The following is a 25,194-nucleotide window of genomic DNA, read 5'->3' on the forward strand; positions in this document are numbered from 1 at the left end:
ACAAGCCAACACCCCTCCGAGGCCCCGATGGCACGCACGATCGGCTCACATGGCCCCACGACGCTGGAGGCGATCCGCAAGGCCGGCGTGCGCCTGATCTACGAGAACGGCTACGAGGCGATGAGCCTGCGCAAGCTCGCCGCCGAGGTCGGGATCCAGGCCGGCTCACTCTACAACCATATCGCAACCAAGCAGGATCTGCTGTTCGATCTGGTGCAGGACCATATCAACGATTTGCTGCGCGAGCTCGATCTTGCCCTGGCCGGCAAGGCCGACCCGGTCGAGCAGCTGCGCGCCTTCGTGTCCTTCCATGTCACCTATCACATGACCCGCAAGCGCGAGGTCTTCATCGCCAATTCCGAGCTGCGCAGCCTGGAGCCGAAGAACTACGATGCCGTCGTGGCGCTGCGCGGCGCCTATGAGCAGCGGCTGGCGCAGATCCTGACCGACGGGGTGTCCGACGGCGTGTTCGAGGTCGTCGACATCCAGGTCGCGACCTTTGCGATCCTGGCGCTGTTGACCGGGCTCTGCACCTGGTATCGGCCCGGCGGCCGATTGACCCGGGAGGCGATCATATCAGCGCATGAGAAGCTGGTGCTCTCCGGCGTCGGTGCGGCGCAGGCGGTGACCGGGGAAGTGCGCGAGACCGGCAGGCTGCCGCACGGCGCCGCAGCGGGTGCGCGTTCGTGACGGAGCGCCAACAATTCGATGACGTCGACCTCAAGATCCTGTCCGAATTGCAGACGGACGGCCGGATCCGGATCAACGAGCTCGCCGCGCGGGTCGGCATAACCGCCCCGCCCTGCCTGCGCCGGGTCCGCGCGCTGCGCAGCCGCGGCGTGATCCAGGCGGTCCGCGCCACGTTGAACGAGCGGGCGCTCGGCTACGAGGTGACCACCTTCGTCCTGATCCAGCTCGAGAGCCAGACGCTCGCCGCGATCGAGGCGTTCGAGGCGGCGGTGGCGGCCGTGCCGCGGTTCCTGCAATGCTGGCGGATCTCGGGCGATGCCGATTTCATGCTGAAATGCGTCGCGCCCAGCGTCGACGACATGCGCCAGCAGCTGCTGCAGTTCTCGGGCCTGCCGAACGTGCGCAAGATCAGGAGCTATCCCGTGCTCGGCGTCTCCAAGGATGCGCCGCTGCCGATCCCAGGCCACCTCGCCGCGCCGAGCCCGGCAGGGTGATACTGCCTGACGGGCCGTTCCAGACGGCCTGTCATTGCGAGGAGCGCTTGCGACGAAGCAATCCATCGATCCCCGAGCTGAGGCGTGGATTGCTTCGCGGAGCCTGTCATCGGGCGCGCGTTCGCGCGACCCGTTGGCTCGCAATGACGGGGTTGGAGTCCCTCAGGCCCCTAAGGGTCGGCCTTAGTGGGTCCACGGCTCCCAGCGGCGAAATGCAAAATTGTCGGCGTAGGCGATCTGGCGGTGCGCGGAGTCCTTTGGCTCGATCACCTGATAGGCGATGCCCCTGCGCTCGCAATAGGCCACCGCCTCCTCCTTGGTGTCGAAGCGCAGCGTGAGCTGCTGCTTCATGTCGCCGGACGAGGTCCAGCCCATCAAGGGCTCCACGGCGCGCGGCTGCTCGGGTTCGTAGTCCAGTTGCCATTCCCTGGTCTTGGCGCGTCCCGATTGCATCGCGTTTTTGGCCGGCTTAAAAATGCGTGCGGTCATGGATGGTCGAGCCTCGTGGGATATGCGACATGGGAGCGATTGGAGGAAAACCGCCGGGATAGTATAGAAACACCGCTCAGTGATGTGATCGGTGATTCCTCGATCTCGGAGGCAGCCTTCGCCGGACCGGTATAGTCATTCTACCGCGCTGTGACAATCTGGCCCCGGGCTCTCCTTTGGAACGCCTCGGGCCCGCAGCGCGGCCTTCTCGACAGCGTCACCTCGAGGAAGCGGCCCCATGGAAATCCACGCCACCCTGCCCGAAAAAGGACGTGACCTCCGGCTCGACCTGTTCCGCGGGATCGCGAACTGGGCGATCTATCTCGATCACATCCCCGACAATGTCGTGAACTGGATCACGACCCGGAATTACGGGTTCAGCGACGCTGCCGACCTGTTCGTCTTCATCTCCGGTTACACCGCCTCGTTCGTCTATGCCCGCATGATGCTGGAGCGCGGCTTCGTCGTCGGCGCCACGCGGCTGACCAAGCGGGTCTGGCAGCTCTATGTCGCCCACATCATCCTGTTCGTGATCTACATCGCCTCGATCAGCTACCTGGCGCTGCGGTTCGGCGATTCCGAGATCATCAACGAGTTCAACGTCGCGGGCCTCGTCGACAACGCCACCGAGACGCTGCGCCAGGGCCTGTTTCTGAAGTTCAAGCCGGTCAACCTCGACGTGCTGCCGCTCTACATCGTGCTGATGGGCCTGTTCCCGCCGGTGCTGTGGTTCATGCTGCGACGGCCGAACTGGACCATGCTGGCCTCGATCGCGCTGTGGCTGGTGTCGCGGCACATGGGCTGGAACCTGGCGGCCTATCCGGCCGGCACCTGGTACTTCAATCCGTTCGCCTGGCAGGTGCTGTTCGTGTTCGGCTCCTGGTGCGCGATGGGCGGTGCGCGCAAGAACATGCACATCATCAATTCGCCCTACACCCTGTGGTTCTGCATCGCCTACATGATCTTCGCGCTGATCATGACGATGGCCGGCCGCTTCCCGGATTTCGGCGCGCTGTTCCCGGACTGGCTCTATTCGGCGTTCAACCCGAACGACAAGACCAACCTTGCGCCCTACCGCTTCCTGCACTTCGTGGTGATCACCGTGCTGGTGATCCGCTTCATCCCGAAGGACTGGGCGGCGCTGGAGTGGAAGGTGTTCGATCCCTTGATCGTCTGCGGCCAGCAGTCGCTCGCGGTGTTCTGCGTCGGCGTGTTCCTGTCCTTTGTCGGCCATTTCGAGCTCTCGATGAGCTCGGGCTCGCTGTTCGCGCAGATCTTCGTGTCGATCTCCGGCATCGCGATCATGACCATCGTGGCCTATTACATCTCCTGGTCGAAGCGGCAGGACAAGCCGATCAAGCCGCCGGCGCCGAAGCCGGCGGCCCCCGCCAAGGCGAGCTAAGGATTAGCCGCCCCGGCTGCCGTTCTGCGTGGTCGAGGCGACGATGGTCGCGACGTCGCCGAAGGTGGTCATGACCGGCGCGACCACCTTGTGCATCCGTGTCTTCGTCACCAGCGTGTCGTGCATCACGAGGGTGTCGATGCCGGTGGTGAGGAAGCAGCTCACCGCGTCCTGCGGCGTCTCGATGATCGGCTCGCCCTTGACGTTGAACGAGGTGTTGATCAGCACCGGCACGCCGGTCAGCGCCTCGAACTCCTTGAGCAGGCGGTAGAGCATCGGGTTGGTGTCCTCGCGCACGCTCTGCACCCGCGCCGAGCCGTCGACATGGACGATCGCCGGAATCCGGTCGCGCCATTCGGAGCGCACCGGCTTGGCGATCAGCATGAACGGCGAGTCCTCCTCGCCTTCAAAAATCTCCTTCATGCGTTCGGCCAGCACGATCGGCGCGAACGGGCGGAATGCCTGACGGTGCTTGACCCGGCTGTTGAGGATGTCCTTCATCTCGGCCTTGCGCGGATCGGCGATCAGGCTGCGATTGCCGAGCGCGCGCGGCCCGAACTCCGACGGTCCCTGAAACCAGCCGATCACGCGCTGCTCGGCGAGCAGCTTTGCGGTGTCGCGGCAGATGTTGTCGCTGCGTTTGGCCTCGACCTGGATGCGCACCAGGAAATCCTTCAGCGCGGCAGCCACCTCGGCGTCGCTGTAGGGCCGGCCGACATAGGCGTGCTCCATCACGAAGCACCGCTGCCGTTTCAGGATTTCCAGCCAGCCGTAATAGGCGCAGCCGATCGCGATGCCGTCGTCGCCGGCGGCGGGCTGGATCCAGACATTGTCAAAGCCGGCCTCGCGTGCGATGCGCCCGTTGGCGACGCAGTTGAGCGCGACGCCGCCGGCGATGCAGAGGTTTTTCGCGCCGGTGCTCTCGCGCAGCCAGCGCGCCCGCGCCAGCAGCACGTTCTCGGTGTCGTCCTGCACCCGCCAGGCGATGTCCTCCCAGTGCCGCATCGCAGGGCTTTTGTCCCAGCTGCCGCTGTCGAGCAGGTATGGCTGCCGGTTCTCCTCGCCCCAGAACGGCACGTGCAGCCTGCCGTCGGTCATCTCGAGCAGGTGGCCGACCTGCTCGCGGCGGCCATAGGGTGCCAGCCCCATCAGCTCGCCGCACTTGTTCCAGTCGCCGAACACATAAGTCGAGACGCGGCTGTACAGCGCGCCCAGCCCCGGCATGTTGTAGAACTCGTCCGAGAGCAGGCCGCGCGCCGGCTCCATCCAGACCTTCTTCAGGCATTCGAGCTTGGCGTCGTCGAATCTGTAGTAGCTCTCGGACTCGCGGGCGAGCGGGCTGCCGGCCTCCTCTAGCGGATACGGCTCCATCGCGTCGGCCCGATAGCTGCCGACACCGTCGACCACCATCACGACGCCGTCCTTGAACGGCGACACCGCGAACGCGCTGTAGGCATGCGCGAGGTGATGCGAGATCGACACCACCTTGTCGGACTTGGCGCCAAACAGCGGATGCTTCTCCGCCTCGTTGCGCTCGGCGAACGACAGGAAGCCCGGCATGTCCTGATGCGCCAGCCGCTCCTCCATGTCGGGCACCGGCAGGATGTAGCTGTTGCGCACCACGAGATCGACGTCGTCGAGCGTGATGCCCTCGGCCTCGAGGCAATAGTCGATCACCTCCTTGTAGAAGCCGGAGGCGTGCTTCTCTCGGGTGATGCGCTCCTTGGCGATGGCAAAGGCGATCGCCCCGTCACGCAGCAGGCAGGCACTGACGTCATGGTCGTAGGTGTTGAGACCAAGCACGTAGGTGTGTTGTTTCGGCATGGGGACTCTTCGGAGGGACTGCTTTCAACGCTCTGGGATTACGATGGTGTCGACTTCCAGTTCTCGATCCGCACGCGCCGCCGCCCGCCGTCTCGGCTTCTGCGGTGCACAAATCGATTAACCTATAGATCAAGATGAACAGAATGAACGGCCGATGAACAGCAAGATGAACGCAACTCCATGATCTTCCATCACAATCAGGACTGTAACTTGACCTTATCTGTTCGTCTCAATAGAGTCGCGAAAGCTCGCAAGTACCTTCGTGAAAATATTGTCTTGGCGCGTGCGAACCGAATGCCGGTCTGGCGCGTCTAAGCGAGACAACCATCATCAGTTCTGATGTTTGGAAGTGACCTGGAGATGTTCAGAATGACTAAACGCTACAATATCCTGACTCGTTGCCTCGCAGCAGTCGCTTTGTTGTTCGTCTATGTCGCCAGCACCTCCGCCATTCTGGTGGGTGCAACCACCTCGCCGGCTCAAGCCTATCGCGGACGTGGCGGCTGGGGTTATCGCGGCGGCGGCTGGGGTTATCGCGGCCGCGGCTATGGCTATCGCGGTTATGGCTATCGCGGCGGATATGGATATGGATACGGAGTGGTCGGTCCGCGTTGCTGGTGGACCCCGCGCGGCGTTCGCGTTTGCCGCTGGTAACAGCCGCCCGTTCCACGCAAGTCATATTGCAAGGGTTGGTCAGGTGCGTCGGTGACGGCGCACCTGATTTTTTTGGCGCGAGGCAGGCCCGGGCAAGAAAGAGCCCCGGACGACGCCGGGGCTCACAGTCCGCGGGAGAGACCTTCGCAGATCATGCGCTGCTGACGCGCCAGCCGCCGCACGACTACGGCGTGTATGAGATCACATTTGGCTGCCTGAGGCTGTGGCCTCGCCGCAACAATCCACCGTTATGAAAGGCCCGCAGCATGGTGCTGTGACCGGCACCGGGCCCAGTCACCCAGAGCTGGCATCCAAGGCTAGCCATCGAGGATCGCGACCGCCCGCGTCCACCCTGCCGACGCCCGCTCGATCTTCACCGGGAAGCAGGACACCATGAAGCCGGTCGAAGGCAGCTGCTCCAGATTGTGCAGCTTCTCGATGTGGCAGTAGCCGATGTGCCGCCCGGCCTTGTGGCCTTCCCAGATCAGGCTGGCGTCGCGGGTCTCGGCATACTTCTTCGCGGTGAAAACGAACGGCGCGTCCCAGCTCCAGCCGTCGATGCCGGTGAGCCGCACGCCGCGCTCGAGCAGATACATCGTCGCCTCGTAGCCCATGCCGCAACCCGAGTTGACGTAATCGGGGCGGCCATATTTGGCGCCGGCGCTGGTGTTGACCACGACGATCTCGAGCGGCGACAGCGTGTGGCCGATGCGCTTGAGCTCGGCCTCGACATCAGCGGCGGTCGCGACGTAACCGTCAGGCAGATGGCGGAAGTCGAGCTTCACGCCCGGCTGGAAGCACCACTCCAGCGGCACCTCGTCGATGGTCCAGGCGCGCTCGCCGCGGTTCATGGTCGGATGGAAATGCCAGGGCGCATCGAGATGCGTGCCGTTGTGGGTGGAGAGCGAGACCTGCTCGACCGCCCAGCCCTGCCCGTCGGGCAGATCCTCGGCCTTCAATCCGTCGAAGAACTGCAGCATGCGCGGCAGACCTTGCTGGTGGTCGATGTACTGGATGGTCGGATGATTGCCGGGCGGATCGGCCGGCACGTCATTCTGCAGCGGAACGGAGATGTCGATCAGTCGGCGCGCCATGGTGCTCCTCGCGGATTGTTCTTGTGCTGGTGGCGTCGGTTTACCGGTCCATCCTACCCCATTCCCGCCGGATCATGGCACATCGAGAACACCCCCGCTTTCACTCGCATTACGATAGAAGGGACGTGCGCGTTCCCCCTTTTTTCGATCCTTTTCTCATTCCAACGAAGCCCGCGCCAAGTTGATCTCCGTCGCATGTCGGCCGGGCCGCGCCTAAATCTCGGAAGACGCTCCATCCCAATTTGCCGCCACAACCATGACGTGCATGGCTCCCCGAGCCCGTTTGGCCGCTCTGTTCCACGTTGACGACTGCAAGCACCCCACATTATCTTAACGATGTTTTAACGATTGTCATTTCACGCGATTTTTTTATGGGAGATAAGTAATGCCGTTCATTCAAGGCACCAGTTCGACTCAGGTCAGCCAAGTCACCCAAATTTCTCAATCTGAAAACGACGGTTCGATCCTTGCCGCCAACAACGCGCTCACGCGCTTCCAGGACGGCGAGGTCATTCAAGTCAACGGCTTCATCGGCGACGGCCCCTATGGCACGACCTCGGGAGACTTCGACTATTATGTCATCGCGATGCCGACCAACAGCACGATCCAAGTCGATGCCGACGCATACAGGATGGGCTCTGGTCTTGATCCGTTTTTGCGGTTGTATGATGCAAACGGCAACATCGTCGCCTTCAATGACGACAGCGATTTAAACGACTCCTTTCTGACCTACACGAACGTCAACGCTGCCGGGAATTTCTATCTTCAGGTGGCCGCGTTCAACAACACCCAGGTGAATCCCTTTGATCCCGCGTCGGGCAACGGCGCCACCAGCACAGGTGAATATCGGCTCTTCATCGGTGAAGCGCAGTTCAACCCGCTGCCCATTATCTATGGCACCGATAATTCCGAGACACTCAACTCAACGGCACCGGGCGGAAGTGTGCTCGATGGACGGCTAGGCGACGATATCCTGAATGGCTTCGGCGGAAATGACACCTTCATATGGATGGGGGGCAACAGCACCTTTGGTGCGGTCAGCGACGGCAACGATACCTTTAATGGAGGCGCCGCCACCGACAACGCCGACATCACCGGGTCCAACCTCGGCGACCATCTCTACCTGAGATCCGTGGCCGGTGTCGCCAAGCTGGACATCAGCAACTCCATTTATTTCAATACCCTGACATTCAACTCGATCGAGAGCATCGATATCCACGGCCGCGCCGGCAACGACAGCCTGACTGTCGGCGACCTCACCGGCACCGGCGTCACCGGCACCGTGACCTATTATGCCGACGGCGATCAGAACTACCTCGACGCGCAGCTCACAACGAACAACATGAGAGTGTTCGGCGGCACGGGTGACGACACCTATACGACCGGATCTGGCAACGACCACTTCTACGGCAGCGACGGGAACGACTATTACAACGGTCTCGGCGGCACCAACGAGGTCGATTACTCCAGGTACACGCGAGATCTTCATATCGACCTGAGCAACAAGGGCACCCAGGACACCGGTGCGGCCGGCATCGATACTCTGGTGAACATCCAGACCTTGGACGGCGGCAGCGGCTTCGACACCCTGATCGGTGACACCGCGGCCAACTACCTGATCGGCGGCGCAGGCAACGATACGTTGATCGGCGGCACCGGCGCCGCCAATACGCTGCAAGGCGGCACCGGCAACGACCACTACATCGTCCAGGCGGCCGGAGATTCCGTGGTCGAGTTCGCCAATCAAGGCACCGACCTGGTCGAGACGGCGCTGGGATCGTTCACCCTGTCGGCGAACGTCGAAAACCTGACCCACACCGGAAGCGCCGATTTCACCGGCGTCGGCAACAACCTGAAGAACGTGCTGATCGGCGGCACCGGCAACGACTATCTGGTCGGTGGCGGGGATAATGATACCCTGATCGACGGAGCGGGCCTCAACACCCTTCAGGGCGGCACGGGCGACGACATCTACGCCGTGCAATCGAACGCCGACACCGTGTTCGAATTCGCCAACGAGGGCATCGACGAGGTCCAGACCTTCCTCGCCTCGTACACGCTCTCGCCGAACGTCGAAAAGCTGACCTTCATCGGCTCGTCGTCGCACACCGGGACGGGGAACGTGCTCAACAACACGTTCACCGGCGGATCGGGCGACGACACCTTCACCGGCGCGGGAGGCAATGACACCTACAACTATCGCACGGCGGGCAACGGGTTCGACACCATCAACGACTTCAACGCCGACAATGCCAACGCGGCCGAGCACGACCACATCGATCTGACGGGGCGCGGGCTCAACTTCGGCGCGCTCGCGCTCACCAGCGTCACCGGCGGCGTGGTGGTCGGCATCCCCGGCGGCGATGCCGTCCTGCTCAAGGGCGTCCTGATCGGCCAGCTCGACGCGGGAGATTTCCTGTTCTGAGTTGCTGCACCAATCGTTGCCCGTCCTCACGGACGGGCAACGGCTGGGCATCACGCGCGAAAGAACTTCTGGATCAGCGCTAGCGCGGGCGAGCTCGCGGGCCCGCCACGAACTGGACTTGCCCGTCTCGGGTACAATTTCATTGGAAGTGAACTAGCATGGCTCTGATTCAAGGAACCGACAATCCCGAAACCCTCAACGGCACCCCGGACAACGATACGATCATCGGACTGAAGGGCAATGATACGCTCAACGGTCTCGGCGGCGACGACCTGTTCGTTTGGTCGAGCGGCAATGACGCGGATGCCGCGACCGGCAACGCTGCCTCAGACAAATACTATGCGAACGTCGCAGGCGACGGTGCAGATGCCGTAAACGGCGGCGATGGCAGCGACACGTTCCAGGCCAACATTCCCTTCTATGAAGTATACGAAATCGATCACTACAGGGAAAACATCGAAAAGGCGCGGATCGGGATCGATGCTAACGGCCACGTGGTTTTTGAGACCTACAGTCTTTATCAAGAGCTGGTCGTCGGTACTCATTCTCAACGCTTTTACATTACGTCAGAATCTCACCTCAATAGAACGGTCCTCACATCCATCGAGCATTTGCAAATTGTCGGAGGTACCGCGGACGCACCGGCGGGGTTCGGCGACGTCGTCTGGCCGCCGGACTACAGCTTTTCGACAAACGATAATTTCGTGTTGCCCAATCTGACGGGGACCGGCGTCCAGGACGTGTCCTTCGACGGCGGCTCCGGCAACGACACTTTCGACGCAACTTTCGCCTCGGTGCCGATCGTTGCGTTTGGCGGCACCGGCAACGATGTCTTGAAGGGAGGAAGCGGCGCCAACACCCTGGCGGGCGGCGCCGGCGACGACGTCTACTTCGTCAACAAGGCCACCGACACCATCACCGAACTGTCCGGCGAGGGCAACGACGCCGTGTTCGCCAGCTCGTCCAGCTATACGCTTTCAGCCAACGTCGAGAACCTGTTCTATTTGGGCACCCAGAGCTTCACCGGCATCGGCAGTGCCGCCGACAACTGGATTCAGGGCGGCGTGGGCAGCGACTATCTGATCGGGCTCGCTGGCAACGATACGCTCTACGACGGCGGCAGCTCGCCGGATGCCCTGCAGGGCGGCACCGGCGACGACACCTACGTCGTCGAGGCGGCCAGTGACAATCTGATCGAATTCGCGGGCGAAGGTCACGACAGGGTGCTGACCACCATCGCCAGCTTCACGCTCGGTGCAAACCTCGAGGACCTGAAATACTCCGGCAACCAAAACTTCACCGGCATCGGCAACGAGCTCGACAACACCATCCAGGGCGGCAGCGGCAACGATTTCCTGTCCGGCCTCGGCGGCGACAACGTCCTGAACGGTGGGGGCGGCAGCGACACCGCCGACTATTCAGCGGCGCCTGCGGCCATCACGGCGAGTCTTGCGACCGGTCATGGCCTCAACGGCTATGGCGGGACCGATACCTACATCAGCATCGAGAACATCACTGGCTCGAACTACAACGACACGATCATCGGCGATGGCGGCAACAACACGCTGAGTGGCGGCGGCGGCGCCGACACGCTGGTCGGCGGCGACGGCAACGATACGCTGATCGACGGGGCCGGCGCGGCCAACACGATGCAGGGCGGCACCGGCAACGACACCTATGTCGTGCAGACGGTGGGGGATTCGATCACCGAATTCGCCAATGAAGGCACCGACCTGGTGCAGACCGGCCTCGGGTTTCTGATCCTGGTGTCGAATGTCGAAAATCTCACCCATACCGGCAGCAACGATTTCATCGGCATCGGCAATGAGCTGAACAATCTGATCATCGGCGGCACCGGCAATGACTATCTGGTCGGCGGCGCGGGTAACGACACCCTGATCGACGGCTCCGGCCTCAACACCCTTCAGGGCGGGAACGGCGACGACATCTACGCCGTGCAATCGAACGCCGACACGGTGTTTGAATTGATATTTCAAGGTGCCGACGAGGTGCAGACCTTCCTGGCCTCCTATACTCTCCCGGCCAACGTCGAAAAGCTGACCTTCGTCGGCGGCACTTCGCACGAAGGTACGGGCAACACGCTCAACAATATATTCACCGGCGCAACGGGAGACGACACCGTTACAGGCGCCGGAGGCAACGACACCTACAACTATCGCACGGCGGGCAACGGCTTCGACACGATCAACGACTTCAACGCCGACAATGCCAATGCGGCGGAGCACGACGTCATCGACCTATCTGGACGCGGGCTCAACTTCAGCGCGCTGGCGCTCACCAGCGTCACCGGCGGCGTGGTGGTCGGCATCCCCGGCGGCGATGCCGTCCTGCTCAAAGGCGTCCTGATCGGCCAGCTCGATGCGGGAGATTTCCACTTCTGAGCCGGCATGCGGCTGGTTGCCCGTCCTCGCCGACGGGCAACGGCCGGGCGTCCTGGCATCTGGGATCATCCGGACGCGCGCCCGGCGGCCCCGCGGCCAGCGCTGGCCGGCCTGCGACAATCAGCGCAAAGAATGGTTCACCAAGTTTGAACCTTTTGACAGCGGCCGCGACCCATGGACACTGGGGATTTCAGGGCCCAGTGATTTCGGCGGCGTCGTCTGAACGATCATATTCCGTTCAGGCGGCGCTGTTGTTTGTTGGGGTGCGGTCGGCGGGCACCGGCCCGCGGCATCCCGATCGCTCGCGGCCCCCGCGCGCGGGCGTCCAGTCGGCCCGGCCGGAATGAAAAAGCACCGAGGGACATTGGCTTCCCCCGGTGCTTGAATCACACTTGCGCCAAGCCCGCGTCGCGACCTCGATTACTTCAGCGAGCCGCTGATGGAATTGAAGGTCCCGCTCAGCTTCGAGCCGACACCGTTGACGGCCGCGATGATGGCAATGGCGATGCCCGTCGCAACCAGCGCGTATTCGATCGCGGTAGCTCCGGATTCATCGTGCAAAAAGCTAACGATAAAGGTTTTCATGACAGCCCTGCCCTTAGATCTTCTGCTCAAGAACACGGATGAAATCCCGGTTCTGAACGGGGTATTACTACGGAAGAATTTAAGGCCGTCTGAATGACCAGCCCGTGCATTTTCACTAAATCGGAACTCGAATTTTCGGAAAACTTGCTGGTTGCCGTCGCGTGTGGGGGGCAATGCCGGGCGCGACCACGGCGCAAGCTGCACTCTCGGCGGCCGGCACGAACCCGGCCATCGTGGCAAACTCGGCCAGATAATTGGTCGGGGCAGCTGGATTGGTTCTGCCCCGACCAAAAGCTCAACAAAATCAATAAACGATTGATTCACAAAGGCTTATTGGTTATCGCTAGCCCCGACAACTGTTACGACTCGATGTTGCGAGGGGGCAATGGCGCTAGCGTCAAACATTCAGCGGCGGGGCGGTTCGGCCGTCTACTACGTGCGACTCGCGGTGCCAAAGAAGCTCCAGGCCATCGTCGGCAAGAAAGAGATTTGGAAGTCGACCGGGGTGCGCGATCCGAAGTCGGCGCGCGTTGCTGCGCTGCCGATCTTGGCGAAGTATCGGGCGCAGTTTGAAGCGCTATCCCAGCGCCAAGAGCCGACGCCGGGCGACCTGCAGGCCGCGATCTGGCGCCACTATGAAACCCTCCTGACCGACGACCAGCGCCAGCGCGCGGCGATGCCTACGGCCGCCATGCTGCAGGAAGCGAAGGACAAGCTCGCCGGCGATATCGCGAGCGGCGCGGTCGAGTGGTCGGACGATCCGCTTGTCCAGGTGAGCGCCGCTGCCGACGTCATCGCCATGAAGGGTGTTGCGGCCTTCGTCCGCGAGGGACGCACTGCCAAACTGGCCAAGCTCCGCGAACATCTGGCGACCGGGGAAACTGCGCTGATCGAATGGGCAGCGGATGACGTGATCCAGCGGGACCGGCTGCTGATCGAGAAAGGATCACCTAAATACCGCGAGCTATGCCAGCGGCTGCAGCGCGCGGAGATTCAGGCGCTGGAGCGCGCGGCCGAGCGCGACGCCGGGAACTGGGCTGGCGTGCCGGCCGATCCTACAGTGGCGCCGGCCGATCCGACCATGGGAAAGCAAAAGGCCGCTGCCGGCGAAGGCCTATGGGAGCTTTACGACCGTTTCGAGAGCGAAAAGAAAGCTTCCGTGAGCCTCGATACGTGGACACAGAACCGTGTCATCGTCGGGCTGTTCTTCGAATTCATCGGCGAGACTTCGCATGTGTCGGCGATCACCAGGAAGGCCGTGCGCGACTGGAAACACGCCCTCGCCTCATGGCCTGTGAAGGCCCTCAAAATCAAAGAATTCGAGGGCATGACCTTCCGCAAGATCATCGAGGCGAACAAGTCTGTCGGCAAACCGTCGATCAGCGAGAACACCACAAATCGCTACCTCTCCGCGATCGCGGGTTTCTGCGACTGGCTGCTCAACAACGAATACATTGAGCAGGACGTCATCCGGGGCATGTTCCTGTCGATCGACAAGAAAAAGCAAAAGGTGTTCCCCTACTCTGACGACCAGCTGCGCGTGATCTTTGAGTCCCCGCTCATGACACGCTGCGCCGGTGACGACCAGGAACACAAGCCCGGGAACGTCGAGATTAGGGATTGGCGCTACTGGTTGCCGTGGATCGCCGCCTATACCGGCGCGCGGCTCGGCGAACTCGCGCAACTGTTGACGGCGGACGTTCGCCAGATTCATGGCGCGTGGTGCATCCACGTCACGCGCGAGGGATCGCGGCTCAAGTCGACCAAGACGAGCGGGTCGCAACGGGTGATCCCGATCCATAGCGAACTGATCAAGCTTGGCCTGCTCGACTACCACGCGAAGATGGTCAAGCGCGGCGAGCATCAGCTATTCCCCGAACTGCAGCCGGACACGCGCGGCTTTTTCTCGCGCACGCCGTCGCGGTTCTTCGCAGGTTACTTCAAGCGGATCGGCGTCAAGAGCGACAAGAGCCAAAACTTCCATTCGTTCCGTCATGGTGCCGCCGATGCATTCCGGCGCGCCGGCTATCTGGACGAACAGTTCGGGCCGCTGTTAGGCCACACCAAGGCAACAACAACCGGCCGGTATGGCATCCTGCCCCAGGGCATTCTGAGCCAGCGCGTCGAGATGATCCAGTCTGTCCATTTTGCTGGTCTGCCGTCGTAACGGCTCCTATCGCGTTTTATCGGTCAATTCCGTAACGTGCGCCGCAAGTTCGGAAAGCGCCTCGGGCTTGTGATCGATAAGCCATTCCGTTAGCGCCTTGGAATGTGAGGTCTTGTCCAGAGGATCACCCGGCCCAGCGAGTTCGTTCAATAGTGCATTCAAAAGGCTGGGTGCGTGAACCTTCCGCAGCCATTGTTGATCGTCTATTTCGTTGTTCCATTTTGTGCCTGAGATGAACTTACCGCCGTTCGACTGCAGCCATTTGGCTACTTGTGTCGAGGTCGCGGGCTCTCTTCCCTCACGAGGCAACGAATTCACCAAAGCTGCGATAGCATCGGGGTCAAGTAGGTAGTTTTCGTAAGTCAGGCGGGACATAAAGCATGCGCGGCCCTTCGATTGAAGCCGCAGCCTTTCAATATCAGCTTCGGACCGGTCTTCCCGATCGAAACTGAATGAAACAGCCGCCGGCAGAAGCAAGGCACCCGCGCTCAACCTCTCGTAGATGTCCCAGATCAGCTTCTTTCGGTCTCGCTTCTTCTCAAAATCTCCGGTAGCGCGAACAGCAACAAATATAAGGCCAAGTGCAGGCCGCTTCAGCAAACGCTCAAGTATTATAGGAAAACAGATCTCCTCTGTCGTCCCCTCAACCCACACGGCTCGATCATAACCAAAAACGTCGGAGAAACTTACGCCTATCTCCGTCAGCACAGTCCGAAGGTCGTCAAGCTTCGTGGCATCGATTCTTTCGATCTTGCTCTCTCCGTCTGCCCAACTGACGAGATGAATAATGTCCGGGCGAGCCGTTGAGATCAATTCTGCAGAATGAGTCGCCAATACATATTGGTGCTGCTCGTATCTCTTTAGGACTTGAATTAGCTTCTTGGCAGCTCCTGGGTGAAGGAATGAGTTTGGCTCGTCAATTACAATGACGCCATTCGGAACGGTCATTACGACATACAGAATAGCGAGGACTTGACCGACACCCGTTCCGCTCTCACGAAGGGGTATAGCAAGGTCCTCTCGCTCCGTCTCTGGAGCCACGGACCAAAGCCTCACCTCGAACTCTTCTCCGACGGTAAAAACCGAGACCCGTTGTATGGCAGGGAATATCTCCCTCACGTGCTCGTTATACTTATCGAATCGCACGTGATTTGCTTGCATTGTTCCGAGCACTGCGGCCAAATTCGAGGCATTGGTTTCAAGCTTTATCGCTTGCGATGCACGCACCCGCCCTATGTTCAGCCGCTCGGGCTTAAAGACATAGAATGCGTCGGGATATGCTACTTGGGCAATCTTGGGTAAGGAGTCGGTGTTGCTAGCGACTATTGAGTCCGCGACTGAAAACCAAGGATGTTCGCGCTTGGCGGTAACCCTTATGGAAACTTGGTCCGACGCCAATTTGAATAAGCCATGCGACGGATATTGCAATGGGCGAAACTCGTTGCCCGCGACCTGAATATTCACTGCCACGTTCTGTTTCGCAAATAGAGAGAGAGCGAACTGCTGCATATCGACGATGTTGTTGTGGCGTATCACCGGTATTTCGCACTGATCGCCAAGAGCCAGCATCGCATGATGAAGTTCTTCACGCGTCAGCGTAAGCTCGAATTCAATCACGGGATTTGGGGTAAGGGGCATCCCACGTGGAGTCGTTGGCGATCTATGCGGATGCGAGCCCACACCCAGCAGATTGAATGCCTCCAGAAGCGCTGTTTTGCCGGAGTTGTTCTTGCCTATCACCACCGTGAATTTAGGAGAGAACTCCAGCCAACCGGACGACCTAAACCCTTTGTAGTTGCCAAGTTTGAACTTCAAAAGCTTCAACTTTAGCCCCCATTTTCCCAAGGTGTGGCCAAGTTGGACCAACACGGCATGCCCCGCACAATCTAAGCGCGAAGGAATTGCCTGGGCAAGTGGCCTGTCGAGCCGGCTGCTTTTCGCCGCCCAAGTTTGAGGGATCAATCCGGCATTGAGATACGATTCCCTTTGACTCTCGACGCGCGAGCGGCCCTAACGGCGACCGCCCCATGGTCCTCCACCAACTGATCGAGCCTTGGGTATGGTTGAGTCCTCATACGGAAACGGCAGCGTGCGCTTCAACAGCACCAACAGATTGAGTGCATATGACGAAGCTACGTAAGACAGGACAAAATACGACCAGTTTCCGAGCGTCGGGTGCAGCCAAATGTCTTTGATGATCATCCAGTGCACTGCCAACGAGGCCGCAATAGTTGATAACGCAATTAGGAACCCCAGGACCGCAATCGCAATTGTCACAACTTTTCCTGATCGCGTCGGGAAATAGCCGCGCTTATGTTCGCGCGGCAGGTATAGCTTGAAATGAAAGCCAGCCGGCGCTGCAAATGTCTCATATTCGACGAACCTCTTATCGACGGTCCGCTTCAAAATCCCTTGGATGATGCTGACGGTAGTATCCCGTGTAGCCGTCATCACTCCTATGGCGATGGCAATGGTCGCTGACAGCGCCAGCAATATCTCTTTTAGCCCTGGTGCATTCTTAAGTGAAAGTCCGAAAAGGCTGAAGGTTGCGTCGGTAGACACGAACTCGACAGCGAGGAAGCCGATAATCGCGAATTGCACGACGAACAGCTTAAGCAGCCACTCGTCGAGCTGCTTAATTGGCTCTGCAAGTCGGCGCACGTATTCCTGACTGAAGAATGTTTCCGCGCCAGCCTCGCGGAAGGCATCATCCAGGTCCGCGTCAATGCGCTTTTGATAGGTTAGCCATATGATGGACATGACGACCTCCCCGAGCCATTCAACTTCAGCGGGGTGGATGTTGGCAAGTCTTCATGGTGGGCATGCACCACGTGCGCCCAGATCGAGGTCGGCCAGATGTTGCCGAACTCGCCCAGCGCGACCTTCACCTCGTTGTCGGTCATCTCGCCGGACCAGGGGCACGGATCGAGGGCGGCGAGCCACTCGGCCAGGCCTGGGCGATCGGCGAGCAGCGGCCCCATCGCGCGGCGGATCAGATCGACGTCGCCTTGGCCGGCGACAGGGCGGATGCGATCGACAACGGCGGTGTAGAGAACGTTCGGATAGAACTCTTCAGGCATTTTGGCCCCGTGGTTATGATGCAATGATTCACGCTTGCCACATGCTGAATCTGATCCGCAAGGCGATTGAGTGTTTAGTCTCTAGCCTTCTAGAAATTAAATGCACTTTTGGGGCGCATCTGGTTCAGAAAGGTCGGCAGAGGCCTTCGAAGCTCGCTATAATTGTTGCTGATGAAGTCTGTTCCCACACTCGGGATGCAGCATAGCGGCCCTGAACGAGACGGTAAGGCGGTTTGAACGCCTGCTATGAGCCAGCCGCAGGCGAACGGGTATCGGACCAAGCGCTCCCCTACGGAGAACGTAGGACGCCTTCGGTAAGGTTGGACCGGACGATCGTAAGATCGTCGAACGCGCCAAAAAGATGAAGGCTCTGCCCTACGGCACCCTTCACCGGCCGCGCTGTTGATGGATATCTGGCAGACGGTCGGGCGTCCGGCTTCGGTCGGATAACCGCATGATTGCTTGCAATCGAGAAACGGAGTTTAGGGCGAGGGTTCGGGATGCCACCTCGCCGCGTTTGTCATCACGAACGCTACGCTCCAGATTAACCTTCGGTGGAATGAACCCCTCGAACTTCTCTCCCTTCGGGATAGGCGCTTAGGGCTCTGCTCTAGGTGTCTATCTCTGGAGGGAGAAAGTTTCCTTTGGAATGGTGACTGTGAAGGAAGTTGATTGATCGGTTTGGACTCAGACGATCAAGCACAAGCCAGCGCGGAGCGCTGCCGAGCCGGAGGCGAGGATCACGGTGCCACCCAGTTGCTCAAACGAAAATAGTTTGAAGAAAGACCGTCAAACCTTCGCTTGAACGCTATATTGGGGGATAGACGCTGTCTCAGCCGCATGCGTCTTCATCAGGGAAAGCCTCCGGGAATTGACTCCTCCCGGGGGCTTTTCTCTTGTTATGGGCGATACTGTGGCTTGGCTCCGTGTACTGCGCTGCCATCGTCGGTGCTTGTCATGTGCCGCAGGACGGCCTCAACTCCCGCGATGAACCCGCGGCATTCTCCGTAGTCGCCGACCGCAGTTTTGTATTTGCCGGCCAACAAGCTGATATGAATACCGGGCGACTGCCTGCCGGTGAGGATTTCACCGACTGTTTTCCCGCCTTGATCAAGGTCCCTGATCTCATGGCTGCCATAGTTTCTGCCGTCAAACCGATCGAACACCAGATACATGCTCAGTTCTCCCTTCCCGAATAAGCATCTACGCTTCCTTCGGTTACCGCTTCAAGATGCCGCCGGGTCTGGTCTGCCGGCGCAGTTCGTCGCCCATCATCTTCTGCAGGTGGCCCATCGCGGCCTTGGCGAGCGTTGCACCCATGCGCTCATGATCGGCGCTTGACTGGCCGGGGCTGCCCTGCACGGTCACAGCGATCGAGGGCGCTAGCGTGATCTGGCTGCTACTGACCATGGGGCCGGCCGATCCATCGCCACCGGTGGCGTTGGAGATGTCCCGCGCCATCTGGGCGGAAACATGGTTTGGGAATACACGGGAGCCACGCGGCAAGTTGACCAATTCGGGGCCGCGCTCGCCGACCAGGGCCAAGCCACCGGGTGCAAAGTCGGTGCCGTTGGCGAAGCCGGGAATGCCTGATCCCGCGCCCAGACCAAACGAGCGCATGAGCGGCTGGACGATCGCCATCTTGATCACGGCTTCCTCGATCGAGCGGACGATGGACTTCGCCATGCTGGCAAACCCGTCCGAAACGCTCTTGGTCCCGTCCAAAATGTCGGCCAAGCCGGTCGTGAGCGTGCTCGACATGGTCGTGCCGATGGTCTTAAGCGCCTCATTGGTCCGCATAGCTGCAGCCTCGGTGCTCGCCAGGGCTGTCGCCACATCCGGATAGAGACCCTTCAATTGCTCGGCGATCTGGACGTCCTGGGGGTCCAACAGCGCGGTCTGCCGGCCGCGCCGGATAGACTGGGCGATGGTGTTCCGCTCCAAAGCCTGGGTGGCCTTCTCATAGGCGGCGGTGACTTCCTCGATCCTCTTGCGCTGATCGTCGGTAACGACGCCTTCGCCCAGGCCAGCGGCCTTATTCGCCTGCATGGCGACTTCCTGTAGCTGGGCCGCGACCTTGTTTCGCTCCCGGGCAGCCGTCGAGAGATCGAGGCCTTCCGCCTCCGCCTTCAATGCGGCGGTGCGCTTGTCGATCGCATCGGCGGCGCCATCGAACCGGTCATGGTCGCTGCCGGTCTGAATCTTCCTGGGCGCGGCGCCCGTGCCACGATCGACGGAAGGCGCAGGCGGTCCAAACTGGTCACCTTGCGCAAGCGCGGCGATCTCCTTCTGGAGCCGATCACGGTGGGCTTCAAGGGTCTCTCGGCTCGCGAGGATGCCGTAGGTCTCGGTCCATCCCGACGTGCCATTGAGCCGACGATTGATCGTGTCCAAGGCGGACCGCTTGGCGTCGACGTCGGTGTTTGACGTGAAGCCCGGGATTTTGATCTGATTGGACAACTCGACGCCGCGCGCGATCAGGTCAACCACGGTGGCCCAGGTTGATTTGATCTCGGTGATCACGCTCGCGAGGTCGTCCCAGGCCGGTTTCAGCGCCGTTCGCAGGCGTTGGTCCGCGACCTTTAGCTGGTCGTCAACTTCTTTCGCCCGCGTCACCAGAACGTTGCTGAAAATGCCGTCGCTGTTGGCACTGGCATCCTTGATGGTCTGCAACATGCTCTCGGCACTGGTCTTACCCTGCCTGATCCGGTCAACGAACTGAGAGCCGAACATCCGCTCGCCGAGATCGAGGCTGGCCGCATGCTGTCCGATCTGGTCAAGCTGGATCATGGCCGCGAGCACGGCCTTGATCTTCTGATCCTGGTCGGTCGCGTTCCGGAACGCAACAAGACCTTCTAGGCGCTGCCCAGCCGCCTTCGCAACGGTCTCGTTGTAGACGCGCAGCGCCTTCTCGACGTCGGTGATCTTCTCTTCGCCGACAGTCCACTCGTTCACGTCGATCGGCGACTTCTGTTTGGTCGCGTCGTAAGCGTGCGCGAGAGCGGATTCGAGATCGTCCACGCCAAGCTTGAGCTTTTTGGCCTCATTGGTGAAGCCCTGCAGGAACGCGGGCGACACGCCAAGGTTCTGCGCCTTGTCGGCGATGGCGATCATCTGCTGCATTTGCTCGCGCGCGCCGGTGATCGCCGCGCTCATGAGCTTGACCGATCCGACGATCACGGCCAACTGCGCTACCCACGGCGCGGCGAACTTCGCCGCCGACAGTGCCGTGTCCTTAATGATATCGGCATTGGCCTTGCCGAACTCGGTGACGATCTTGCGTGCTGCCACCTTCGACAGCGAACTGGTGTTTTCCATCGCGGCCTTGAACTGCTCAAGGTTGACGTCGATCGGGATACGGAGACCAGGGATAGCCATTACGCGGCACCTTCCGCGACGTCGCCGACAAAGAGTGCGGTAAGCACCGCGTAGGCCACGGTGGCATTATCTGCGACCGGCTGGCCGCGAACGTGCTGATCGAGCAGATTCTCGACGTCCTTTTCGGAGGCTCCCCCGCCCAGCAGTCCAAGCTCGAGAACCCGATCGATATCGAGGTCGCTGTATTCGCCGGCCTCAAAACGCTGGGCGCACATGGCGGGCGTGTCCCCGGGGTGACGGATACCGCGATATTCGAGAACCCGGCGCACCCAGCGGTCGCCGAGATTGAAAACATGGGTGCCGCCTGCCCAGGTGAGTTCGCGGCTGGTCTTACTGGTCATTGATCACTTCCTGAATTGCCTCTTGGATAGCTTGTCCGATGTCGTCGCGGCGAGCGCGATAGGTCGGATAGAAGAAGGGCCGCGCGGGCTGATGGCTGTTGCCGAACTCGAAACCGAGCGCGTAGTCATATGGGACGCTGGAGCCGCCCCTCACCTCGCCAGTCGTGTGATCCCCACCAGCGACGACAAGCCACTCAGTGGGGCTGCCGTCGCCCTTGATGACGGTGCAGGACTCTTCAAGGTGTCCCGTTTCATCGGGCGACTGTTCCAGCGACTGCAGCGCGCGGCGTTGTGCATCGGAAAGCTGTTCGGCCTGTTCGCGGACCACGTCCGACAGATGCTGCTCTAGCTTGTCCGGGAGCGCCTGCAGCCAGGCGTCGAGATGGTCCTGGTCGCTCATGACACAAAATCCCCAGGTGTAAGGGTCGGGTCATCCCAGAGCGACGGACCGGTGTCGCCGGCCGCTGCGCGCGACACGGCCATCCACGTGGCTGCCACGCCGTCGATCCTGTCGGTGCTCTTGCCCTTGTGGATCGTCCGGTTGGAGTTCTTGTCTGTCTCAATAGCGACGTTGGCGAAGTTCCAGCGCAGGATTGGGTGTCCGCCGTGCTTGAACTTTCGGGAGATGATCGCGGCCTCAACCAGATTGAGCGCGGGCGATTGCGTCACCCAGCCCTGACGGATGGTGACGACTTCAAAGCCGTCATCCTGCAGCGGTCGCATGACGGCCTGGGCGTAGGTGGCATCGAAGCCGACTTCCCTGACGATGAAACGATCAGCAAGCGATCGGACATAAGAAACGATCGCCGAGTCGTCTATGACGTTGCCGCTAGTCGCGGTCAGAAAGCCTTCGTTCGCCCATGACTTGTAGTTCACGCCGTCGACGTCGCCGCGCCGGCCGATATCAGCCTCGGGGCAGAAGAAATGCGGCAACACGATGTAGGTGTCGCCATCCTTGAAGCACGCGACCACGGCGGAAAGGTCGGTGGTGCGGGACATATCGACGGCGACCCAGCACGGCTGGCCCCGAAGGGCTTCATAGTCAACTGGCGCCGCGCCCTGATCATAGATCGCCATGTCGACGAATGGCGAGGTCGAGTGATCCAGCCAAACGTTGAGCTTGTATTGGAGCAAGCTGGCCCGTTCGGTCGGACTGGTCTTGGCCCGCTCAAGGTGACGCCGGAAGCCAGCGATCGACGGATACCCGTGAGCGCTACCGGGATTGACGCGGCGCCAGTGATCCTCGTCGGTGTAGTCGCAGTCCGGATCGCTCTCAAAGAGGATTGGCAGAACCGTGGGATCGACGATCTCGCCGCGAGCGATCTTCCGGGCGCGATCGATTACGTCCCATGCGATGTTGTCCTGCCCGCGTCCTGCGGTCGTGGCAACCACCAAGAGGGTGTCGTCCGTTTTGTCGAGGCCGTTGGTCAGCACCTTCCAAAGGAGATCGCCGCGCCACACGTGAATTTCATCCGCCAGGACGAATGCGGGCGTCCGGCCTTCCTGCGACGGCGCGTCCGAAGAGATCACCTCCAACTCGACGCCAGCACGCGGATAGCTGATTTTTTTGGCGCTGTTGAAGGCGTCGTAAATCTTGGTGACGGGCACCAGGTGCTTGGGATCAGCCTTAACGATGCCGGTGGCCTCACGGAAGGCAATGCCGGCCTGTTTTCGGTCACTGGCCGCGAAGATCACTTCGCCGCCTTCGACCTTTTCGGGTCCGAACGTATGGAGCAAGGCCAGCGCGGCCGACAATGAGGTTTTGCGGTTGCCGCGCGGCACCAGGATGACAACCGTGGCAACGATGCGGCTGCCATCGTCGTTTCGCGGCCCATAAATGCGGCGCACAATGCGTTCCTGCCAGGGATCGAGACAGAAGGCCTTCTTTGGCAGCTTGGACTTGGGATGTTTCAGCCTTCGCAAGAACGTGACAGCGCGCTCGCCGTAGCCCATCGGGTCAGCGATCGGGCTGCCGTCGTAGATCCAATGCGGGAACGTGTCTTTAGACGGCGAGCGGGTTGTCATCGTCGCCTTCGTCGGTGCCGTCGCCGCGCACGGCCGGCCGCGACCGGGAAACGGGCGTCAAGCCAAGCTCGGCCGCTAGCTGCCGCGCCGTCACCATGGCTTTGTCTTGCATGCGGAAGAGCTTTGGATCGATACCGCCGCGCAACAGCTTCTCAAGCTCGCGGACGCGGCCGTGCGCTGTGCAATAGTGCTCTAGGCTCCCAAGGTCCGCGGTCGTCAAGATGCGTCGGGCCGACAGCTCGGGCATAACGCGTCGCCACTCCGCTTTCGCGAACTTCGATAACCAACTTGGAGCACGGAGCATCGCCAGAGCAGCGCAATCCGGCTGGAGTTTGGGCTTGCGACCTTTCATACTGACGTGCATCCCTTACGATTCGGGCCGAAAGGCACCTTGACGAAATGAATCAACGCTACGACTTTCTCGCGATTTCGCTTTTGATGTTCACGGCCACGTTGATCACTTTCGTTGTGTTGGGCCCGATTAACGTTGAGGCCGTATGGCGATGGCAGACGCTCATCAGTGGAGTGGTGACTTTCGTGGGCGTCGTTGTCGCTGCTTGGAACGTCACGCGGCAAATGCGTTTGGCTGCCCGCGGCCGAGAGCAAGATAGGATCGAGCGCGAGTTGCCGGGCCTTCGCGCTGCAAATTATCTTCTGTTGCGTTTTCATTGGGCCCTCGAAGGTAATCGTGGCCCGGAAGAGATTTTGAAAGAGTTCGATGCGCTGGGGCTGAACCAAAGCAAAGTCTCGGATTTCGTGAACAAAGTGCTTGAGGCGCTTCCAGTGACACCGGATAGGATTAAGCGGGATATCGCGGTGGAGTTGTTTCGACTTCGAAGCACCGCCGATCGCTTCGCCGCGGCGACAAAATTGAGCCGGAATGCAACGCGCGTGTATGATGCGGCGGTGCGGGCCGACGATAATGCCGAACGGCACAAACCAGATGTGGTTGCAGCCGAGGAGCGGCTCGCCATTGCGACGGAACGTTACGAGAAGGCGCAGAAAGAGTTCGAAGCGCTTCGCGAACAAATTATTCAACGAGGAAGGGCCGAGGCAAAAAGATCCGATATTTTGCGTCGCGAACTCGAGAAGTCGCTTGCGATTGATTGAGCCGAGCCTCATGGTCCGGATCGCTCGCAAATAATGTCAAAGCCGATGCGACGGCCAAGCTCTTTCAAATTCCGGATAGTGTAGGTGTTGCCCTGGTAGACAACCCGGTGCTCCAGCGTCAGGCCGTCCAACCAGCGGGTCCGGAAGGTGATCACGGCGTCGGTCGTCTGACCGCGCTGCGCTTCCCGGTCATCAATGACGAACTGCATCAGCTTCGCCCGCATGGTGGCGAAGGTCGCCCAGGTGTCGATCACGGTGCCATAGAGATCGAGGCCGGTGGTGCGGCGCTGAATCTCGATCACGCGGTCAAGATCACCGGCGCGCATCAGGGTCGTTCCTTCACGATCGCCGCGACCGTGATCACGGCATGGGAGAATGAACCGTGAGGGTCGCGCAGGAAGCGGGTATCGCTGGCGCGCATGTCGAGCACGGTGAAGTGGTCCAGCGCCAGAGCGCCGTCGCGCTGGGCATCGACGCGCACGGCGTCAACGATCAGGCCGGCCGCTGCCTTGGCCTGCACCAAGCCGGGCTCTTGCAACCACACATGCAAGGTGGTGTAGGTGGTCGCGTCCCAGCGCCGGTAAACGGTCTGGCCCTCGCCGATAATGACGCTGGGCATGCGTTCAGGGCGACCAGTGACGTCGAGCACGTTGTCGGCCGGGATCATCGCCATGAGGTCGGCCGACGCCAAGAGGCGCGCACGGATGGCCTTCTGAAGGTCCAGAGATGGATCAAACGCGGCCATCAGAACGAAAAAGCCCGGTAAGGAGAGAGCAAATCGAGCATCCCGAACGGCAGAGACGACGCCATGACGCCAACAAGGCTGGCTTCCCGGTTCTCATAGAGGTGCGCGGTCAGTTGCAGCACGGCCTCACGAACCGGTGCTGGAGCCGCGTCCGAATCCACTTCTCCGGCCGTGTATGCCGCAACCCAAGCCTTCGCCGCATCCAATTTGCCTTGGATCAGGGCGTCGTCGAAGTCGGTGGTGACGTTGAGATGGGCCTTGGCCTGATCGAGGGTGATCACTGAAAAAA

The 25,194-nt window shown here is 60.8% G+C and carries 24 protein-coding genes; 8 read left to right on the forward strand and 16 right to left on the reverse strand.

Translation table 11 applies throughout. From position 1 onward, the window contains the following. The first annotated feature begins 27 nt into the window (after window positions 1-27). Window positions 28-690: a TetR/AcrR family transcriptional regulator gene (locus tag XH93_RS22775; protein ID WP_246799271.1), complete on the forward strand. Its 663-nt coding sequence runs from the start codon at window positions 28-30 to the stop codon at window positions 688-690. Further along, a complete protein-coding gene (locus XH93_RS22780; protein WP_194469225.1) occupies window positions 687-1,184 on the forward strand; it encodes an Lrp/AsnC family transcriptional regulator in 498 nt (165 codons plus the stop codon). The genes XH93_RS22775 and XH93_RS22780 overlap by 4 nt, the downstream gene beginning before the upstream one ends. A 183-nt stretch (window positions 1,185-1,367) precedes the next feature. On the opposite strand, the gene XH93_RS22785 is transcribed toward XH93_RS22780, so the two are convergent. Next, complete coding sequence (locus tag XH93_RS22785) at window positions 1,368-1,673, reverse strand: ETC complex I subunit (protein ID WP_139862758.1); 306 nt, start codon at window positions 1,671-1,673, stop codon at window positions 1,368-1,370. A gap of 238 nt (window positions 1,674-1,911) precedes the next feature. On the opposite strand from XH93_RS22785, the gene XH93_RS22790 reads away from it, so the two are divergent. Beyond that, the gene (locus tag XH93_RS22790) at window positions 1,912-3,075 is read left to right on the forward strand and encodes an OpgC domain-containing protein (protein ID WP_139862757.1); all 1,164 of its coding nucleotides are present in this window, start codon (window positions 1,912-1,914) and stop codon (window positions 3,073-3,075) included. A gap of 3 nt (window positions 3,076-3,078) precedes the next feature. Here the strand turns inward: XH93_RS22790 and XH93_RS22795 are convergent, their stop codons facing one another. Next, entirely contained in the window at window positions 3,079-4,899 is a 1,821-nt protein-coding gene (locus XH93_RS22795; RefSeq protein WP_194469226.1) for a carbamoyltransferase C-terminal domain-containing protein, read from the reverse strand. 369 nt (window positions 4,900-5,268) lie between these two features. Between XH93_RS22795 and XH93_RS22800 the strand changes: the two genes are divergently transcribed. Then, the gene (locus XH93_RS22800) at window positions 5,269-5,553 is read left to right on the forward strand and encodes a hypothetical protein (protein ID WP_244622300.1); all 285 of its coding nucleotides are present in this window, start codon (window positions 5,269-5,271) and stop codon (window positions 5,551-5,553) included. A 317-nt stretch (window positions 5,554-5,870) separates the two neighbouring features. On the opposite strand, the gene XH93_RS22805 is transcribed toward XH93_RS22800, so the two are convergent. Next, window positions 5,871-6,647, reverse strand: a complete 777-nt coding sequence (locus tag XH93_RS22805; RefSeq protein WP_194469227.1) for a cyclase family protein — start codon at window positions 6,645-6,647, stop codon at window positions 5,871-5,873. Window positions 6,648-7,032: 385 nt separating this feature from the next. On the opposite strand from XH93_RS22805, the gene XH93_RS22810 reads away from it, so the two are divergent. Beyond that, a complete protein-coding gene (locus XH93_RS22810; protein WP_194469228.1) occupies window positions 7,033-9,072 on the forward strand; it encodes a calcium-binding protein in 2,040 nt (679 codons plus the stop codon). Window positions 9,073-9,230: 158 nt separating this feature from the next. Next, window positions 9,231-11,474 carry a calcium-binding protein gene (locus XH93_RS22815; RefSeq protein ID WP_194469229.1) on the forward strand — a complete coding sequence of 748 codons (2,244 nt, stop codon included), beginning with the start codon at window positions 9,231-9,233 and terminating at the stop codon, window positions 11,472-11,474. A gap of 420 nt (window positions 11,475-11,894) precedes the next feature. Here XH93_RS22815 and XH93_RS22820 read toward each other — a convergent pair whose 3' ends face one another. Further along, window positions 11,895-12,059, reverse strand: a complete 165-nt coding sequence (locus tag XH93_RS22820; protein WP_194475302.1) for a Flp family type IVb pilin — start codon at window positions 12,057-12,059, stop codon at window positions 11,895-11,897. 385 nt (window positions 12,060-12,444) lie between these two features. On the opposite strand from XH93_RS22820, the gene XH93_RS22825 reads away from it, so the two are divergent. Continuing rightward, complete coding sequence (locus tag XH93_RS22825; RefSeq protein WP_194469230.1) at window positions 12,445-14,226, forward strand: site-specific integrase; 1,782 nt, start codon at window positions 12,445-12,447, stop codon at window positions 14,224-14,226. A 6-nt stretch (window positions 14,227-14,232) separates the two neighbouring features. On the opposite strand, the gene XH93_RS22830 is transcribed toward XH93_RS22825, so the two are convergent. The 9 genes from XH93_RS22830 to XH93_RS22870 all read right to left on the reverse strand — a co-directional run bounded on the left by XH93_RS22830 (window position 14,233) and on the right by XH93_RS22870 (window position 23,297). Beyond that, window positions 14,233-16,050, reverse strand: coding sequence for an ATP-binding protein (locus tag XH93_RS22830; protein WP_194469231.1), 1,818 nt, complete (start codon window positions 16,048-16,050; stop codon window positions 14,233-14,235). A 186-nt stretch (window positions 16,051-16,236) separates the two neighbouring features. Beyond that, on the reverse strand, window positions 16,237-16,986 hold the full coding sequence (locus XH93_RS22835) for a hypothetical protein (RefSeq protein ID WP_194469232.1): 750 nt from the start codon (window positions 16,984-16,986) through the stop codon (window positions 16,237-16,239). Beyond that, window positions 16,968-17,306: a hypothetical protein gene (locus XH93_RS22840; RefSeq protein WP_194469233.1), complete on the reverse strand. Its 339-nt coding sequence runs from the start codon at window positions 17,304-17,306 to the stop codon at window positions 16,968-16,970. Before XH93_RS22840 ends, XH93_RS22835 begins: the two co-directional genes overlap by 19 nt. 899 nt (window positions 17,307-18,205) lie before the next feature. Continuing rightward, window positions 18,206-18,481, reverse strand: coding sequence for a hypothetical protein (locus tag XH93_RS22845; protein WP_194469234.1), 276 nt, complete (start codon window positions 18,479-18,481; stop codon window positions 18,206-18,208). 43 nt (window positions 18,482-18,524) lie between these two features. Beyond that, window positions 18,525-20,684: a hypothetical protein gene (locus XH93_RS22850; protein ID WP_194469235.1), complete on the reverse strand. Its 2,160-nt coding sequence runs from the start codon at window positions 20,682-20,684 to the stop codon at window positions 18,525-18,527. Beyond that, the gene (locus tag XH93_RS22855; RefSeq protein ID WP_194469236.1) at window positions 20,684-21,025 is read right to left on the reverse strand and encodes a GTA-gp10 family protein; all 342 of its coding nucleotides are present in this window, start codon (window positions 21,023-21,025) and stop codon (window positions 20,684-20,686) included. Before XH93_RS22855 ends, XH93_RS22850 begins: the two co-directional genes overlap by 1 nt. Continuing rightward, entirely contained in the window at window positions 21,015-21,425 is a 411-nt protein-coding gene (locus XH93_RS22860; protein WP_194469237.1) for an HK97 gp10 family phage protein, read from the reverse strand. Before XH93_RS22860 ends, XH93_RS22855 begins: the two co-directional genes overlap by 11 nt. Then, window positions 21,422-23,050, reverse strand: a complete 1,629-nt coding sequence (locus XH93_RS22865) for a terminase large subunit (protein WP_194469238.1) — start codon at window positions 23,048-23,050, stop codon at window positions 21,422-21,424. The genes XH93_RS22860 and XH93_RS22865 overlap by 4 nt, the downstream gene beginning before the upstream one ends. Further along, window positions 23,028-23,297, reverse strand: a complete 270-nt coding sequence (locus XH93_RS22870) for a P27 family phage terminase small subunit (protein WP_246799272.1) — start codon at window positions 23,295-23,297, stop codon at window positions 23,028-23,030. Before XH93_RS22870 ends, XH93_RS22865 begins: the two co-directional genes overlap by 23 nt. A 152-nt stretch (window positions 23,298-23,449) precedes the next feature. Here XH93_RS22870 and XH93_RS22875 point away from each other — a divergent pair, with 152 nt between their 5' ends. Next, window positions 23,450-24,160: a hypothetical protein gene (locus XH93_RS22875; RefSeq protein WP_194469240.1), complete on the forward strand. Its 711-nt coding sequence runs from the start codon at window positions 23,450-23,452 to the stop codon at window positions 24,158-24,160. 8 nt (window positions 24,161-24,168) lie between these two features. On the opposite strand, the gene XH93_RS22880 is transcribed toward XH93_RS22875, so the two are convergent. Genes XH93_RS22880 through XH93_RS22890 form a run of 3 tightly spaced genes read right to left on the reverse strand, consistent with a single transcriptional unit; the run spans window position 24,169 to window position 25,186 of the window. Continuing rightward, window positions 24,169-24,486, reverse strand: a complete 318-nt coding sequence (locus XH93_RS22880) for a head-tail adaptor protein (protein ID WP_194469241.1) — start codon at window positions 24,484-24,486, stop codon at window positions 24,169-24,171. After that, window positions 24,486-24,905: a DUF3168 domain-containing protein gene (locus XH93_RS22885; protein WP_194469242.1), complete on the reverse strand. Its 420-nt coding sequence runs from the start codon at window positions 24,903-24,905 to the stop codon at window positions 24,486-24,488. The genes XH93_RS22880 and XH93_RS22885 overlap by 1 nt, the downstream gene beginning before the upstream one ends. Then, a complete protein-coding gene (locus XH93_RS22890) occupies window positions 24,905-25,186 on the reverse strand; it encodes a head-tail connector protein (RefSeq protein WP_194469243.1) in 282 nt (93 codons plus the stop codon). Before XH93_RS22890 ends, XH93_RS22885 begins: the two co-directional genes overlap by 1 nt. Window positions 25,187-25,194: the final 8 nt, after the last annotated feature.

Source organism: Bradyrhizobium sp. CCBAU 51753, from assembly GCF_015291565.1.
Taxonomy (GTDB): domain Bacteria; phylum Pseudomonadota; class Alphaproteobacteria; order Rhizobiales; family Xanthobacteraceae; genus Bradyrhizobium; species Bradyrhizobium ivorense.